Genomic DNA, 18115 nt, shown 5'->3' on the forward strand with positions numbered 1-18115 from the left:
GAAGAGGGTTTCATCGATTGTGTTAGAAAATATAGGTAGTTTGAAGCGGCTAGACACATCATTGCAAGAAGCTCGATTGAATCATCCAGCAGTGGACATGGAACAATATCGTTTTTTTCACATACATAAAATTTGTATTTCGGATGCTCTTGACAAAGAGGAGCTTCAAAGTTTTGCGAATTATCGGATAAAACAATTTATTGCGTCATGGTCAAATAACCAGTCTCCCCTTATATTTCGGGTGAAGAGTGACCGCGCCAGTCGGACTATTTCGTTATACATAGGGGCTAGAAGGACGGACGGACAATCAATTGGGGAACGATTCAGTTCCTATTTTCAAACGGTGGATTTTCAAGAAATTAAGCTTCAGTCACCTACCACTGAGTTTCGAGAGCAGTTAGTCATTACCGGTATACCTGAAAAGAATGACACAAAATATTTCACCTATATAGAACCCTTCGTTAAAATGATTCATGACAAGGATATTATGCTGGAGATTGTGGCGAGAACTGTCCATAAGGCTGCTGTTATTCAGCAATTGCATACCGTAATAGAGCAGCGAACGACAAACTCGAAAAAGCTTAAAATGAGTCGATCGGAGAGTAAAGCAGAATCCGATACGTATTCTTCGAGCCATGGGGAAACGATGACTGATGCCAGCAATAGTGGCGGTAATTTAGTTGTCGTCAATTCAGGCAACTCGACAAGTGAAGGAAGAACGAGCTCAAGCTCTGACTCTAAAGGGATAACTGAAACGGTTACAACAAATATTGAGTATTCAGAGTATGAAGCCATACAGCTGGATCAGATGCTGGAACTGTATACAGTTAGATTACAGCAAGCTCTATCTTCTGGTTTATGGAAAACATCAATTTCAATCTATGCAAACGATCGGGCTGATCTTACCGCTATAGGTGAAGTATACAGGTCCACTTACAGTCCAGGAGCAATCGAGCCTTATCAACTGTTTGCATTAAACAAAGCCTGCGAAACTATAAGCTGGTTGGAGAATGACAGGGACAATCGCACGCTGAATATATTTAGCGAGCATTTTCGTGAGTTTAGCTTTTTATCTGGAGAAGAGCTATCTTATGTGTGGGATGTTCCGAAAGAGGATTATAACGGTTATGAATTTGTTCAGACACCGCGGTTTAGTCAAAATCCATTAGGTTCTAAAGGGATTCCCCTTGGGCACATCTATGATGGAGATAAACGGACTTCAACATTATTTCCTCTGGAGCCTAAGCAATTGGTCAAGCATTTGCTTGTAGCAGGTATAACAGGTAGCGGCAAGACGAATACCATATTTAATCTACTCAAAAACGTGGATGTTCCTTTCTTGATAATCGAACCTGCCAAGAAAGAATATAGAGGCTTAAAACAATTATTCCCGGACCTCAGAATATATACTCTCGGAAATGAAAGTGTTTCGCCACTACGAATCAACCCTTTTTATTTCCCGCCGAGTGTAAATATCCAGCAGCATATTGACAATCTGAAGGTTATTTTTAATGCTTCTTTTACGATGTATGCTTCGATGCCGAACATTTTGGAGCAATGTATTACAAATGTATATATGAAAAAAGGATGGAGCTTGACGACATCCCGCAATATTTATCAGAATGATTCACTGCAATATCACAAATATTTTCCTACAATAGGAGATCTATATCACGAAATTGACAGCTATACGCGGGAGCTTGGATATGCACAGGAGCAAATGCAAAATATTCGTGCAGCACTACTCACACGTATTAAAAGCTTAATGACTGGCGGTAAAGGGCGGATGCTAGATACGGTAGAGACGATGGATATCCAAGAGCTTTTGCGATATCCAACCGTACTAGAGCTTGAAGCGGTTGCCGATGACGATGAAAAGTCATTGTTAATCGGACTCATATCCGTATTTATCTATGAATATTTAAAGACAAAGGAACAGGATTTTACAGGCGATTTGAAACATTTGCTCGTTTTTGAAGAGGCCCATCGTATTTTTGCCAATGTGAATCAGCAGGGTAGCCAAGAGGATGTAAACATTAAAGGTAAAGCTGTAGAAAGCTTGAGTCATATCTTATCCGAAATCCGAGCGTACGGAGAAGGCATGATTATTGTGGATCAGGTGCCAACTAAGCTGGCACCTGATGTATTGAAAAATACGAATACAAAGATCATTCATCGTATTGTTTCTAAAGAGGATTGCGATTACGTAGCTAATTCGCTTGGTCTTGCAGAAGAAAAGGTGTCTTTTATAAGTAGACTTAAGAATGGTTCAGCGCTGGTGTTTACTGACGGCATGAATTCACCCGTCCATCTGCAGATCCTGCACGGGAAAGAGTATATCCGGTATGTATCGGATCAAACTGTCAAGGCGTATAGTAAAGATTATAATTCTATTTTCTACTATGCCAAAGCGACGCATCCGCTAACGGAAATCATTATACAGAATATGCAAGGGTATTCTGATTTATTGGATGAAGCGCAGCGATTTTACAGAACTCTATTAGACGATAAGCTACAAAACCTGCAGCGTAATTATTTCACCTCAAGGGATAAAATCATTCTTTATACTACTGATTATGGCTTTGATATGAACATAGATGTAGAGGAATTTGTGTTGTCATTTATAAGAGAAGCGCTCCTGCATAATATCAAAACGAATCATAAGATCACCAAAAAGATTAACAAACAAATCTTTATGGAGAGGTATATAGAAGCGTGTCTAGACCTTCTTCCTAAAGAATATGAAGTGCATAAAAAAGAATATCTGTTACTTGAGCTCAATCAACTTAAATTAGGTGGTGATAGCGATGTATGAGTTTATCATTGAAGGCGTCAAGAAGATTGCGTCAAATGCTGAGGCACTTAAGAGTACCATCGAAACGCAAAAGCTTGAGCTGCTGGACAACAATGGTTTTGACTTCACGGAATTTCCGGTAGAAGCGGAGCTTGATTATATGCAGGAGCAGACCGTTGCAACTGATCCACATCTCGAAGCAATGAATGACAGGGCCCAATACATGTCTGATGATATTGGACTGTGCGATATAACAAAGGACTTCGGAAATTCTGATTATATAAACGAGATTAGAGCTCAGAATATGAAAGTAGATATTGTCATGTCAAGACAAGAGGGAATTTTATCAAATAACCCTTCTGATTTGGAATATCAGCGTGCAGCCGAAACGTTAAATCGATACAAAGGGACAGTATTAGAATACGAGCTAAAAGATACTCTTGCAAATAAGTTTGAGTCTGTTGATGTGGAGCAGCAGCTCGTACCCACGGATTGGGGAGCGACCAAGCCGGATGTAATCCTACGGGGGGCCGTAGAGGATATGAGAATCAGCGACCTTCAAATTGCGCAGGGTGAAGATTTGTATATTGAAGCCAAGTGCGGTTCTTCAAGCTATATTCGTAATGAAATGGGTCACATTTTAAAGCAGGTGGAAGGCCACGGTGAAAATTCGTTAATTGTAGTGACACGAGATTACATGGAGCTCAGCCCTGATGTTCGAGGTAGCTTCGAGAAACAGTTGGCAGAAAAGGGAAGCCATCTTTACGTAGCGGATGTGACCTCTACAGAAATGAATGTAGGAATAATAAGCAGCCTCAAACTGTAAGGAAAGGGTGGATAAACATGAGACAAACGTATTTCGGAGTGGACTCCGAGCAGTATATCCAACTTCAGGATGATCTATTTGAATTTAGCAGCCTTACGAAGGATTTATTCAAACCGTCATTAGAAAAGGAGCAAAGAGTTGCTCTATTGAAGGAAAAAGATAGCCTAAAGGAAATTATTCAATTGAAGCTGTCTGAGACCGGGACAATTCTAGGTTTCTTGAACCAAGAACAGACAGATGAGCTTGAAGCAGCGGCTGATGCTATAGACAATAAGGACATACAGTTTTTATTGCGAACAAATGGTATCCCTAAGCAAAGGCTTGAAGATGTAATCGCGGTAGTGATGAACTTTGATGAAAATATTGCGATGAAAAACCTTGCTTTTTTCTTGGAGAGGGCCAAACAACAGCATTTAAGTGTTATAGTTTGGATCATGTAGGTGGTTGTCTTGGATTTTTCCCTTATAAATAAAAATGTTCTGAATTATTTGGAGAAACAAAAAACAAGCATGCTTACGAATCCACTCAGCATCAATGTGACGATAAAGAAGCTCAACCTCTATATTGGTAGCTTTCATAATGAGATGATGGAGTTACTTGAAGCGGAGAATATTTATTTAGGCGTGATAATAGATCAGCATATCCCTAAGCCATCTGTTGAACCTGTTGATTTAGAGAAGATGGCTGATGCAGATAAAATCAAAAGCAAGCTCCTGTCTCTGTCTAATCAGTTAACTAGCGAGGCTTCTAATAGTAGTAAGAAGCTAAGATCATTTATGTGGACATTGAGTGATGTTGAGCAATATAGGCATAACGTTAATTACATCATTAGGAAAGAAGTCAATTTTTCTTATGAAGGTACAGAATTTCATAAAATATTAGTTGGTATTTATTATCATTTAAGAGAGTGGAATCAGGATAAATCAATAGTCGCTCTAGAGCGTAATTATGAAGGAATTCGAAATTCTAAAGTTATTGAAGAACTGAGAGGCAGGGCTGGCTACCATTTGCCGACTATTACCGATGGTATTATCCAGCAGTACCAAAGCTACTTTTTGAAGTGCTTAAGTGAATATGAAAGGTTATACAATGGAGGCGGAGAAAATGAACCTTTCGAGAAAGCCAGTGAACCTAATAGTTCAACAGAATTAAACCCTGATGCCGAAGCTCAAGATGTTAGGTTTTTGTTGGAAAATATTATAAATGATGAGCCTATTCAACTTGAAGAAAGATTTGCACAAAAAGATAAAGATATGGATTCGCTCTTGGTTGTCTACTCCGACGGTGAAAAAATAGAAATCGATTTGCAGCTTATTTCAGAGCAATTTCAAGCTGAGTTGCTCAATATTCTTTATAAAAAGACAACATTCAATGAAGCTTGTGAGAAGGAGCAGACTTGAACTGGATAGCTCTTTAAGTCTTAGTGTTCTTCATTAGGTTGTTCTTGATTAATGTATATAAATCACGGTTCAGATTAAAAGCAGTAGGAAAATACACAAGCCAAGCCGCTATCTATATAACGGTTTGGCTTTTTTAAAGAACGGAAATTCTATAATACGAACGAATATTCCCTGACATCGTGGTGTCCTTGGGCTATGTTAGGATAAGGTATAGAAAACAAGTTGAAGGTAGGCTCGTAAAGGAGTGAATACATTGAATGAGATTGAGCTTTATATAGAGCTTATTGATGACAAAATGTGTACAAAGATATTGAAAGAATTCGGGGAGACCGTGCCTGGTTTTAGTAGAAATCCGACGATTCAACAGAAAAAACTATTTATCAAGAATATGTTTAAAGGCCAAACAACGCGAAACTGGAAGAGGGCCAGTAGTTCAAACCGTTTTTTTAAGCATATTTCGGCTTATAAGAACGCTTCTAATGATGAACTGTTTGGAAAGTACGATATGAAGGGCTTATTCAGGCACCTTGCCGAAATAAATGGAGAACAAGTTCCAGATCATGTGAAGCTAGCTGTTGCACTGATGTACCAGCCTGAAATATTAAAAGAGAAGCTGCCGCTTCTAGTTGAGAACTTTAAAGAAAACAAGAGTATATTCGATATTCCGGTTCACTTTGAGAGTGAGGAGGAGCTGGCAAACCATCTTCGTGAACAAGCAACTTTTATGGGGGCAACAGGTATTGATAATTTCTTGAATATGTTACAAGACATATTTACTGATGAAGAGCGTTCTTACTTAGATGAATTGAGGCCGATCGTTGCCGAAATGACACTTCTTGAATTTGAAAATACGCGGCGGGAGTTTCAAAAAGAGCTGGATTTCATAGCTTTTTTTTCCTTCGCATTAACCCATATTGGAGAGCAACAAGATATTCGAATAGGGATGGCTTTGCATTCAGCCTATTATTTAGCAGAAAACCGCCAGAAGAAATGGAGTCAATCCATTGATCAAAACCATATTCTCGGGGTAGAAAAACTAAACTGGATACAGTCCATGGAATCAAGAGATACCGTTCAAGTTCAACTTCAGGAAGCAAAAGAGAAATTGAAAGTTTCTGAAAGAGAAAAGCGACAATATGATAAGGAAAAAAAGGAACTAAATGTAGCGGTATCAAAGCTGACAGCGAGTATACAAAAGCTGGAAAAAGATTACGAGAAAAAAATGCAAGTACAACTGACCCAGCAAGAAAAGGCCGTAGAAGCTCAAAAACGCGAGCTGCTGGAGGTGGGAGAACAACTGGCAGCATCCGAACAAAAGATAAATCAAATCGCTGAAGATTCAACTTGTTACGAGGAAATACGATCTTTTGCTGTTGTTCATCATCAGGACTCCGAATTTTTTTCGTTAGTATTTCCTGAAATTACCGTGTTCTCAATGTCACAATTTACCCAGCGCAATGAGAAAATAAAACAATTTCCTAAGATTTATATCCAGCGAGATGGTTTAAATAGTACGGTGATATACAAGGTTCAAGATATATGCCAGAAAAATGGAATTGAAACTGAGTTTTTCTTTGCTCGTTCCAACAAAGAACTGTTAGAAAAAACTGCTTGTTTTAAACAAACTCATTCGGGGGTATAAGCCATGTTCGAAGTCGATAAAATGATGAAATCGCAGCTTCTGGAAAGTAATACAAACTTGCTATTAGGGGTACTTGCCACAAATCCCGAGGATTTTCCTAAAATAGGAGAAACACAAGAAGCAGTAACCCAGATGAAAAATAGCAATAAGGTTTGTTTTTTTGTGAAACCGATCAGCAGCCAGCCAGAGCCGATTATTGAACTGGATCATATTCATAATGATCGGGATTTTAGTACATTGTACATAGGGATCGAAGATTCGTTTCCGCGGAATTTAATGCCCACTAACATTACTTACACAACAGATATCGAGGGGAAAGTAAAAAAAGTAAAGGACAAGCTGGATGGGAAAATCATTGTGTTTCGCCCCCGAGTCATTTTCACGACGGAAGGTAAAGTGTTTAAAAACATCGACATTATCTCGATTGAAGATGGCGATGTTCCTTTAAATACAGAATATCTTCCAGTCCCTCTTGCACCTGACCGTAGGCAGTTTGAACAAAGCTTAAAGGAATCTAAAATGATTTTGTTCAAAGATTTTTACCATAATATGTTCCAGCCGGATTACGTCATATCCGAAGATTATTTGTATTACTTTAACGACGGTTGGAAGAAGGATCCAAGCCGAAAGAATGGATGGATGTTTACTGCACCAACTGAAGTGAGAAAAATTAAAATTGATCAAAAAGTATTGAGGGTTCAACAAGTTATTGGAAACCCTGGCAGCCTCGTGTTCATTAGTGAAGACTACTTATTTTCTTTGAAAAATGAATTTATGAAAGAGGGTATGTCTATTTACGAGGCAGAGGATGAGACTATAGACCCCCATGCCACACTCACTGCTGAAGCCTTGAAAATTCCAATCCAATCAACCGAGCCAGTATCCAAACCCATTCAGGCTCCAAAGTTCAGTGCTTTGCCTTCTTCGGATGCGCATAAACTGGAACTTCAATTCTTGAGTGAGATGGAGAAGCAAGCCATAGCGAAGAAGCTTTGTTATGAAAAAGAGGATCTTATTAATTTCCATGTTAGTGTGAAAACGAATCCTATTACCATATTATCCGGAATGAGTGGAACGGGCAAAAGCCAGCTTGCTTTAATTTACGCCAAAACGTTAGGGCTCTCCAAGGACGAAGGCAACTTGCTAGTGTTACCAATAAGCCCATCGTATACGGAGCCAGAGGATATTATCGGTTTTCATAATACTAGCACAGGACTATACGTTCCTTCGGAGACGGGCTTGATCGATTTCCTTATCCATGCTAAGAACTATAAAGAGCAAATGCATATGGTTATTTTTGATGAAATGAATTTATCACAGGTAGAGTACTGGTTCTCACCATTTATTTCCCTGCTGGAGATGGATCAGGAAGAATCTTACCGTGAGTTAAAGCTGTGGAGTAAGGATACCGTTTGTCATAACTCGGCCAAATATCCGGCAACGATTTCTATTGGAGAGAATGTTATATTTATCGGAACAGCCAATATGGACGAAACCACTAAAGATTTTTCTGATCGTTTATTAGATCGTGCCAATATTGTAACGCCTCAAAAAATGAAGTTCTCAGCTCACCGCCAAGCACTGCGGGATATGGCTCATTTAGAGCAAGTGAATAGTGATTTTGTGGAATTATTTAGAAATCGCGGTATTTATCGTTCATGGAATAGTAACTCGGATGCGTGGGCAGCATTCTCTGATGACGAGCTTGTATTTTTCGATGGTTTGCATGACATTATCCAAAAGTATGATAAACAAAAAGGTATCTCATTCCGAGCCTTAGAAAGGATAGGAATGTTCTTGAATAACATACCTCTTGATGAAAACGGTCAGTGCACAATTGCTCGTGATACGGCAATCGATCTTCAAGTTAAACAAAGGATACTCACAAAAATTAGGGGTTCATCCGAAGTGTTTGGCGGCCTGATCGGTACACTTAGTGTGATTGGAGGGAGTCCGCAAGGTAGCGAATTGTTTGAATTGTTTACATCTACAGCGGCAAATGGAATCAGCCACTTCATACTTACACAAGATGAGATCAAGCGCAAAGCAAGGGAGCTGTATATCAATGACTTTGCTTCCTAAAGTATATTTAGCGGAAGAACGAAGGGAGGGCTGGTTTGAATCAGAGCTGCCCCTCTATGCACAAGGACAAATTGATGATAATTTTAAATCCATTAATGAGTACCAGTCATTGCAGATTCGTTTGGAGTCTAATGACCCGACAGATACATTATGGGTACAAGCCTTTGACAGTGATTCGCTTACAGTCATCCATCCTGGAGAGGCCTATCTCCTTGCAAAGCCAGGGGATTCTGAAGACATGCTGGTTCCCGGGGATTATCCGGTTGTGGTCCATACCAACATGGGCACCTATGAAACCTTATATCGGATTAAACCGAAAAATATGAGCTGGGAGCAAATATTTCACCTCCGTAGCTATCTAGAAACAAAGCTTACGGGTCTCTCTAAAGATTTATTGCGCCGCAAGAGTGGAACCTACGAAGATGAACACCATGTAGTGACTCATAGCCTAAAGATTTATCAGCATGTTCAAAAGCATTTTAATCGCTTAAAGCATCATATTGAGGAGATTCTCGAAGACCCACAGCAACAAGTCGTGCAGGTATACGATACAAGAAATTACTCCAAACGGCCCGATGCCAAAAGTCTTCGCTGGTTATCTAAAAGGGGGATGGCGAATAATTCTAATCCTTTGGAGCTTTCCCACTTTTATGAAAAGCATTCTCGTTTAACTGTAGAGACTCCAGAGAACAGATGGGTAAAGCATATTCTTCGATCAACAAGAAAATCCTTGAAGAAGGCTATCCAGACATTCCAAGCCTTACAAATGGATTTAAACCAGCTACTTGAAAAAAAGCAGAATGAAATGCTTAACTTTCAACAAAGGCTTCGTTTGCTAGGATCATCACTGGGCTACGATGATACGCGAAACGAATTAAATGCCCTCATTTCCCAGCGGAGGAAAGAGATCGTTCAAACCAATGAGCGTTTAATCAAGACGGATAACAGCATTCTTGAATTGCAAAAGTTTATCGCTTATTTTTCCCGATTTGAACTCCATGAAAGTTTATCGGGCATTAGCCAGCGACTTCAACAGAAGAAGCCAACCGCTCGATTATTAAAGGATTCGCGTTATGCGTATTTATATCGATTTTATTCGGGAATTGAAAACATGGAAACAAAAGAGGTTTTTAATAAAGATACAGTTTTTCCGTATAAACGCACCTCCTTGCTTTTTGAATATTATGTGGTATGTCTTGTCATCGAATCATTGGAAACTTACGGTTTTACATGGATTAACGGTTGGCTTGCTGATGAGATTAATCCCATTTCCATGATAGGCAGCCTTGTGCCGGATACCCTTTTGACTTTTGAAAAGGAAGATTTCATGATCGAATTAGCGTACGATACGCAAATTTTGGAGACAGGTGGCCAAGACACACAAAGCTATTTTAAAGCTAATAAGAAGAAATCTCCTGACATTCGTCTTGCCCTTTATTCCAAGGAAGGTCATTTTCTTAAATCTATTATTATCGAAGTGAAATGCCGACATGTTTCCTATTTATGGGATGAGATTGAGGAAAATGATGTGATGTGGCAATTGAAAGACTACCTCAATATTTGGCATTATGATTTGAATAAACCCCAAAAGCATCAGTTGGACCGTCAAGCTGTGAGCAAAGTCGTTACTGTTTACCCCAAGCAACCTTCGGCGGCTCCTTTTTTTGAGAGAAACGATTATACGCTTGCATTTATTCAGTTAGAGGCAGTCGATCCAGCTAGTGAAGATGAACCCTTTGGTTTCGATCATTTGAATTTTTTTGTACATGACTTTTTGAATACATCTATTAAGGATTCTATATAGAGGTGAGAAATTTTGAATAATAATGATGACCTGCAAAGGCTTCTCAGACAAGAATATTTAATCGGGCCTGATTACAAGATGCAAAACCAAATAGGCATTAATTTTTACTCTGGAACCAAACAATCCGTTTTTTATGAACTTTGGGGAGCGGAAGAAATCTTTCGTCTTTTGATTTTTAAACCATCTGATAAATTATTTACCTCAAAATACGTAGGGAAAAGTTGTGTACTCTTTCAATTACTTGTTGAAGATGAACAAATTATTGGGGGGTTTATTTCCTTTCAAGAAGAACTCTATGATCAATTGACAATTATTTTTCCTAATTTTAAAGAAAAAAGCCTCCGGGATCTCGAGAGCTTATGGACTTATTTTGTAAAGGATCATTATACAAACACCTTACAATAATAATATTGTTATGACTTATTTGGGACAAGGAGAACTTGCATGATTAACTTATCAGAATACCAGCGGATTTTTGAAATTAAAAGTACTACGGAACGATGCAAGACCGTATATGATACGATGGACAGGGTCTGGAAAGAAGAGCTGGATGAATTGGCCAGAACGTTGGTTGGTCAGGATTATAGGATTGCTACTTATGGTCAAACGTTAATGACCACTTACCACGATTCTTTAAACCCGAAATATGCGGATCAGAAGAAGGACACCAGCATCGGTAAAAGGTATTTTGCACAAATTGTACGCAAAATAAGCGGAACGGATGTCACTCTGCTGACGCTGGAATTTAACGGTGTTGAGAAACAGCTCTATGTGTATTCGGAGCTAAGCTTTTATCAGGCTTACGAGCTGATTCGGACAGGCAACTTGAATTCGATGCTGGGTGAGTTGGAGCCCGATATTAAGACATTTATGAGAACTAGTGCATTCACGAAAGATGAGATTGAACGATCTATTTTGGAGCAGACCATGCGTGATATGATGAAACCAAGAAATAGGCCATGGATTTATTTCGGTCTAGTTATACCTCTGGAAGGGGAGTGCGCGGTAACTGACATTGTGAATCTGTTAAGACAGACATGGGAACAGACGGCTGCAATAAGGGACTGTGCGCTGGAGGATAAGTATCAGACCGTGAGAGCGGCACATATTATGGAGCTGATTTCCTCCGTTGAAGCTATCTATCAAATATCGCTGCTTGGCCATTCCTATCAGATTCATTACGGTGTTGTAGAGAATGAGAAGTCGGGTACACGCAAGCAGTCCTTTACACTGAAGCGGGAAGGGCAGACGATTGTGCAAGGCAGCTTCGATTACAGTGAGTATGATGTGAAATCTGCATCATCAAAGCCGATGCTTGGTGTTAATGTCGAAGGGAATAATCACATTTATGCTAATGTCGCAGTATTGCTCGACGATGACCGCAAGGAATGGTGGATTCAAAAGTCGTTCAAAACGCAGAACCAGGACAACGAGGATTTGAAGGCTCGGGCAATAGAATTGCTCAAACAGCACGGTATCTCAGTACGTGAAGATAATGAATATTTCATGGGCACGTATGTGAATGCTGAACGGCGGTTTGAAGAAGATTTGGCGAAAATTAAGGGGGATTTTGCTTGTGCAGCCCTTTTGTTTGCTCACGTAAGCGGTCGCGGCAAGCTTAAATTCCTTGAGACAAAAGATTTATCAGGTGGTTCAGATGTAGCCGTTGCACCTAAAAATGCTGGTAACGCTGGCAAATTCAACGAGGGCGTTGAAGGTCTTGAATACAACAGCAATTTTAGTTTTTCAGTCATTTATGATGCCATTCAGAACTGTTCACTGACGTTTGACAAGGATTTGATACGAGATTTACATCTGAATTTGACGGCTTTGGACGATAAGCATTTCGTCATCTTAAGCGGCATCTCCGGGACCGGGAAAACACAGCTGGCCAAGCTATATGCAAATGCGGTATATGGAATGTCTTATGAAGCAGACAATCCGTACTTGTCTATCATTCCAGTCCGGCCAGATTGGACGGATGCAACTGCACTGTTTGGCTACTACAGCTCATTCGAACACCGATATATGATAACGGAATTTCTGAAGGTACTGCTGCATGCTCACGAGGAGCGGGAGAAGCCGCATTTTATTGTGCTGGACGAAATGAATCTTGCACGGGTGGAGTATTACTTAAGCGATTATCTAAGCGGGGTGGAGTCGCATAAAGAAATTCCACTGCATAATCGGGAAGATCTGGAAGGCATTCCATCCAGGATCAGCATACCGCCTAATGTATACCTTATCGGAACAGTGAACGTTGATGAAACCACTCACAGCATCTCGGACAAGGTACTCGACCGTGCCTTCGTTATGACGTTAAGCGATGTGGATTTGGAGACCTTCTGGAGCCGGGTAGATGACGGGATCAGAGCGGGACTGCAGGACGAATTTTTATTTCTGAAGCGGCTTCATGGCTGGCTTGCTCCCTATCACTTGCATTTTGGTTATCGGACTATGAATGAGATGATTCAGAAGATGAGCCGCCATATTACATTGGATGTGGAGCATCAGGCATCCAGAAAGGCAATGCTGGATCGTGTCATATCGGAGAAGGTGTTGCCCAAGCTCAGAGGAGATGACCGGATTGCAGAACTGCTTGTGGAGTTAAGGGAGGCGTTCGCTGCACATCTGGGAGAAGAATCAGCAAGCCACGGTCATATTGGGCGTATGGAGAAGGAGCTTATGCGTTATGGGGCAACACAGTTCTGGCGGTAATTTCCTGCTTCGATTATCCGGCGAGGCTTGGCTTCCATTGGAAGAAGCCTATCTGGTCGAGGCCTCGACCTACGAATGGAAGTATGTCATGACTGGCTTGGAGCCGCCGCCCTTGATCCGTTTCTGTGGCTTGCCACAAGCTCCGCATAGGCTAGAGGCTCATGAAGCCTATGGTCAATTGATTACACCATTTTATAGTGGGCAAGTCACTTTTGAAATTAACGCGGAGCTGTTCGAATCCTATATTTATCCTGACCCTCGTAAATTGACGCAGGAGCAGTATAACCTCATGTTAAGCGAGATCTTACAAGAAGCGCCTCTTTGCTTCAATTATTCGGAGATTGAGACAGGTATTCAAGCAGATCGGCATTCTCGTTTGCTATCCTTGGCGCAGTGGAGTTATTTGCAAGCATCGTTCGCTTGGCTTGCAAGCTTGATTCGTCAAGTTGTGGCACAACCGACAAGGGTGCTTCAAGCACGTGAACAGCAGATGAGGAGGGATCGCGTTAAGACGGTGGATTCCCAGACGATGGGGTGGCTGGAACGCAACAGAAGACGGAGTGCTTCAGGAACTGTACCGGAAATAATGCGATCGTCTATCCGAGAGGACAGCTATAACACCTATGAGAACAGGGTGATCAAACGGAGCTTAGTGGAGCTTAGGCATCTGTTGAAGCTTTATGGAAAAGCAAGTCCAGGTGAAAGTGCGACAACGGCGGAGCTCTATGCAGATAAAGTGGGGTATTGGCTGAGAGAACCTTTTTTCAAACAGGTGACGCCTTATGGAGGGGCGATACGGATTTCCCAGGTATTTCGCAAGCATCCCGTATATCAGCAATGCTATCAATGGTTTGAGCGATTGTACAAGCATGGGGATGAACGAATTGGACTTCAATACAGTTATCCACTGAAGGAGACATTTGCTCTATACGAGATATGGTGTTATATGCAGCTCGTGAAGGTTTTTCGGGAGAAGGGAATGCTGAAGAATAGCAGTAGACTGTTTCAGACCACTCACGAAGGGCTGTTTCTCCATTTTGCCGAAAATAAAGAAAGCGTCGTCCATTTAACCAATGGAATGCGTATCTATTATCAACGGGTATATCAGTATAACTCACCGCATTTCTATACCTTTACGCAGATGATGAAGCCCGACATCGTCATAGAAACAGGCGACCACTTGTACGTATTGGATCCTAAATACCGGGTTCCGGCCAATTTGGGCACGGCTTTAGGTGAAATGCATAAGTATCGGGATGGCATTCTGCTTCGCCGCAACGATGAGCGCGCGGTACAGAACGTTTTTATTCTGACTCCTGTTCAAAGTGACGAGCTCCGTTATTTTGCTGCAGATTTTCAAGATAGGTATAAAATGGGTGCTATCGGGCTTACGCCGGGAGGCGACATGAGCTCACTACGCGATTGGGTGGATAAGTTGGTAGCACAAGAAGAGAGAATGATGGAGATCAGTGAGGATTAAATAGAAAAATTGATGGAAAACCTGCGCCGCGGCGCTTAAAAGCGTCAATTTGAATTAAACTCGTCAAAAAGGGTGCACATCCCCGAATGGGGATGGTTAATTGAGAAAGGAATCAAAGACAAGAACCAAGCTGACCTGCAAAAGCGGATCCGGCAGCTTGAAATGGAGAATGACATCTTGAAAAAAGCCATGCACATCTTCGTAAAAGATGACCGACATCACCTATCTCCACACCGATGAAGGATGGGTCTATCTAACCAGCGTGTACGAACGTACTACCGTAAAGTCTTGTAGCTTTCTCGATTCTTTGTGTCCAATCTATTGACAGAGGTCCAAAAGTTTATGCTGAAATAACTGGTAAAGAAGACATTATTAAAGTGATTCATGTCGGTGCTGCAAAAATTGAAATCACTAAAGGAAAATCTGTAATATCAGACTATTATCCAGATGATTTAATATTAATAAAATAACGGATTTATATGAACTGAGGTGAAACCGTCGAGGAGTATGATATTTGCAGGGGTTGTGAAAAAGAGATTTTATTCCTATGATAAGCGGAAATCTTGATACTTGTGGTGAGTGTATGGAACTGAAATATCAAGATATGTAAGGTGCAAAGAATGCCTTGAAAGAAAGCCGTGCAACTACAAAAAATTATGTATGGAATGTCATAGAGTCAAAATAAATAAAAATAATCGTAATGAAATAAGAGGAGCATCAGACAAGCACTACCATTCAGTAGGTTTTCATAAAAAAACCGAGCGAAGATTTTTCTAATATATCTCAAATGAAATCAAGATTTCAATCTGAAGAATCGGATGGTGTGAAAATGGATTTCAATGGTCAAAAGTCAGCAAATTAGTCAACTGGGTTGAGATTGAAAACATGGAAGAACAGATAATTATGATTGATATTTCTCCTCATGCCTACATTACAATGGAGATAATTGATAATTCCTTTAGGGAGCAATTGTTAACTTTAAATCATTTTATTCACTACAAAATACAAAATGATGTTAAGCTGATAAAACATTACAACATTTATAATAGAGCCTATGATTCCAAACTTAATTTGTTGATATTTGCTGAAACTGAGTGTTTTTAAAGTATAAGCATTTATTCAGAGAACGTACTAAACTTTGCATCTAGAGAATCAGCGAACTGCTCTTTGGTATTATTCATTCACAGCCTGCTGCACCAAGATATTCGATCCAGCAGCCTGGCATGGATCCGCGGCGAACTGGTGCGATCGATTCCTTCATCCTGGTTGTAGAACTTCCAGGTGAGCACAGGGAGAGCTGCAGTTTGGCATTATTTCACAACCGTTTGGCATGTTAAAACACGCCCCTCTTCGTAATGCCTAAAAGCATGCTTAGAGTCGGCAATCGGATCACATTCTTGACATTGAGAAATGACAAGAATGTGATCGGATAAAATAAAAAAACCGCTTACGCGGTTCTTAATCGAACTATATTCTTATAACCCGACAACAACAGGAGCATATCTAGCCAATTGGCAAAGATATGCTCCTTAGAAGTTTGAGTAACTTCAGTTGAATACAAGGTTTGTGGTGATTAATTGTCTGGATTATTGGCTTTTAATAAACCTTGTCCCATCTAGCATATCCCTTGCAATATTTACCTCTGCTTACCCGTTGTTGATTAAGTTATAATTAGTGCTGAGGTGTTTAGCATTGTCGATTTCACCCATGCTGCTTGAATCCTTTTTCTTACAAAAAATTTTTTTTGAGAGCAAACTGGATGGTCATCGCCTTTTATACGATCGATCAGCCTCTCAAAGTTGATTATACACGGCTATACACGGCATCAAAATAATTGTTCGGTCCAATATCCAGACCTTGGCCACATTGGAATCGATGACGTTCTTTTAGACGGTGAGGCTGCCGCCACCAATGAATTCGGCAGAATTGATTTTGAACGGATTATGGAAAGGTTTTCTCTCAAAAAGTTGGATAAGATCCGGAAGGGTGCCGAGAACCGCTCCATCAATTTTATTGCCTTTGATATCCTCCGTTATAAAGGTAAGGATCTCCGCTCCTATCCACTCTCCCATCGCAAAGGTCTATTGGGCAGTTTGAATTTTCAAAATCCACATATCGGTGTTATCCCCTATATTCAAACAGAGGGCGAACGGCTTTTTGTCCAAATGGTTGCGCTCAACATGGAAGGTATGGTTGCTAAACGTGCCAATTCCATTTATGTCAGTGGTCGGTCTAAAGCCTGGCTGAAGGTTATCAATTGGACTCTTATGTGGATGTGTACCTAAGCGGTTATCGAAAAGGAGATTTGGGTTGGCTGGCTAGTGTATTTGAGCTTGGTGTGACTCTACGGCACAAGTTAGCTTTTTACGGGGTAAGGGATCAACTTATATGTGGGGAAGACCGTCATTACGTGTATTTGAATCCACAACTAAAGGCGAAGGTTAAGATACGGAATTGGACTAAGGCGGGGCTATTACGGTTACCTACTTTCGTGGACTTCATTTTATTGATTAAACAATCCTAAAATAAATTGCCCTTGACCCTGAAGAAAAGAGGGCATTTGGTTTATTGATCCAGCTTTATGCATATAATTTTCGGACAAAATTGCTTCATTCCATCCCATTTACCACAAAGAGGCTGTCCCATAAGTCAAATGACTGAGGGATAGCCTTTATTTTTGTTGCGGAAAAAATGGAAAAGAGAGCGCCCTTTTTGGTAAAATGTAAGTACCACCAAACACCACCAAAGGAGCGATCTCTCATGCCTAATCATACCATGGAACAACCTCATTTTCCATTCGAAGTGGACGAAATACCCAACCCAAAAAAGAGAAAACATAACACGGTCACTTTCATTCCCTATGAAATGGACCGGCAATGGCTCCTCCCTCCAAGCCTTGAGGAACTGGTCCCATCCGGGCACATGGTACGCATCGTGAATGCAGCTATCGACCGAATCGACGACACGCTTTTCCTCGCTACTTACGTGGGAGGCGGACGGAGCAACTACCACCCCAAACTCATGGCCAAGCTCATTGTGTTTGGTTACATGCAACGGCTTTATTCGTCGCGCCTTATCGCAAAAGCTGCCCGTGAACAGCTTCCTTTCATATGGCTGAGCGCTGGGCAGACCCCAGACTTCCGCACGTTAAACCGGTTCCGTTCCGAACGGGCGAAAGATCTGTTGGAGCCCGTGTTTACGGCTGTTTTGGAGTTGCTTGTAGAAGAGGGTTACGTCAAGCTGGAGCACTACTTTGTCGATGGAACCAAAATCGAGTCGGCGGCGAATCGCTACACCTTTGTATGGGGAAAAGCCGTCGTTAAGCATAAAGCGAAGCTGCAAGAAAAAGTGCAAGCCCTGTTTACGGCC

Annotated in this window: 13 protein-coding genes; 12 read left to right on the forward strand and 1 reads right to left on the reverse strand. The window is 40.9% G+C overall.

Annotated features, from left to right (window positions below; genetic code table 11):
• Positions 1-241 precede the first annotated feature (241 nt).
• The 10 genes from G9U52_RS31910 to G9U52_RS31955 all read left to right on the forward strand — a co-directional run bounded on the left by G9U52_RS31910 (position 242) and on the right by G9U52_RS31955 (position 14746).
• The gene (locus tag G9U52_RS31910) at positions 242-2815 is read left to right on the forward strand and encodes an ATP-binding protein (RefSeq protein ID WP_207953344.1); all 2574 of its coding nucleotides are present in this window, start codon (positions 242-244) and stop codon (positions 2813-2815) included.
• The gene (locus G9U52_RS31915) at positions 2808-3620 is read left to right on the forward strand and encodes a hypothetical protein (protein WP_166155304.1); all 813 of its coding nucleotides are present in this window, start codon (positions 2808-2810) and stop codon (positions 3618-3620) included. Before G9U52_RS31910 ends, G9U52_RS31915 begins: the two co-directional genes overlap by 8 nt.
• Before the next feature lie 17 nt (positions 3621-3637).
• On the forward strand, positions 3638-4060 hold the full coding sequence (locus tag G9U52_RS31920) for a hypothetical protein (RefSeq protein ID WP_166155306.1): 423 nt from the start codon (positions 3638-3640) through the stop codon (positions 4058-4060).
• Between the two features lie 9 nt (positions 4061-4069).
• On the forward strand, positions 4070-5020 hold the full coding sequence (locus G9U52_RS31925) for a hypothetical protein (RefSeq protein ID WP_166155308.1): 951 nt from the start codon (positions 4070-4072) through the stop codon (positions 5018-5020).
• Between the two features lie 253 nt (positions 5021-5273).
• The gene (locus G9U52_RS31930) at positions 5274-6662 is read left to right on the forward strand and encodes a hypothetical protein (protein WP_166155310.1); all 1389 of its coding nucleotides are present in this window, start codon (positions 5274-5276) and stop codon (positions 6660-6662) included.
• Between the two features lie 3 nt (positions 6663-6665).
• Positions 6666-8744, forward strand: a complete 2079-nt coding sequence (locus tag G9U52_RS31935) for an McrB family protein (RefSeq protein ID WP_166155312.1) — start codon at positions 6666-6668, stop codon at positions 8742-8744.
• The gene (locus G9U52_RS31940; RefSeq protein WP_166155314.1) at positions 8728-10548 is read left to right on the forward strand and encodes a DUF2357 domain-containing protein; all 1821 of its coding nucleotides are present in this window, start codon (positions 8728-8730) and stop codon (positions 10546-10548) included. The genes G9U52_RS31935 and G9U52_RS31940 overlap by 17 nt, the downstream gene beginning before the upstream one ends.
• A gap of 12 nt (positions 10549-10560) precedes the next feature.
• Positions 10561-10953 carry a hypothetical protein gene (locus tag G9U52_RS31945; RefSeq protein ID WP_166155316.1) on the forward strand — a complete coding sequence of 131 codons (393 nt, stop codon included), beginning with the start codon at positions 10561-10563 and terminating at the stop codon, positions 10951-10953.
• A 39-nt stretch (positions 10954-10992) separates the two neighbouring features.
• Positions 10993-13266 carry an McrB family protein gene (locus G9U52_RS31950; RefSeq protein ID WP_166155318.1) on the forward strand — a complete coding sequence of 758 codons (2274 nt, stop codon included), beginning with the start codon at positions 10993-10995 and terminating at the stop codon, positions 13264-13266.
• Positions 13241-14746 (forward strand): DUF2357 domain-containing protein, encoded by a 1506-nt coding sequence (locus G9U52_RS31955; RefSeq protein ID WP_166155320.1) that lies wholly within the window; start codon positions 13241-13243, stop codon positions 14744-14746. Before G9U52_RS31950 ends, G9U52_RS31955 begins: the two co-directional genes overlap by 26 nt.
• Positions 14747-14842: 96 nt before the next feature.
• Here the strand turns inward: G9U52_RS31955 and G9U52_RS41100 are convergent, their stop codons facing one another.
• Positions 14843-14965: a hypothetical protein gene (locus tag G9U52_RS41100; protein WP_279538781.1), complete on the reverse strand. Its 123-nt coding sequence runs from the start codon at positions 14963-14965 to the stop codon at positions 14843-14845.
• Between the two features lie 1580 nt (positions 14966-16545).
• On the opposite strand from G9U52_RS41100, the gene G9U52_RS40395 reads away from it, so the two are divergent.
• Complete coding sequence (locus G9U52_RS40395) at positions 16546-17031, forward strand: ATP-dependent DNA ligase (RefSeq protein WP_243767678.1); 486 nt, start codon at positions 16546-16548, stop codon at positions 17029-17031.
• Between the two features lie 580 nt (positions 17032-17611).
• Positions 17612-18115, forward strand: a 504-nt coding sequence (locus G9U52_RS31965) for a transposase (RefSeq protein ID WP_446430486.1), incomplete at its 3' end; no start/stop codon positions are given.

The organism is Paenibacillus agricola, from assembly GCF_011440305.1.
In the GTDB taxonomy this organism is placed as follows: domain Bacteria; phylum Bacillota; class Bacilli; order Paenibacillales; family NBRC-103111; genus Paenibacillus_S; species Paenibacillus_S agricola.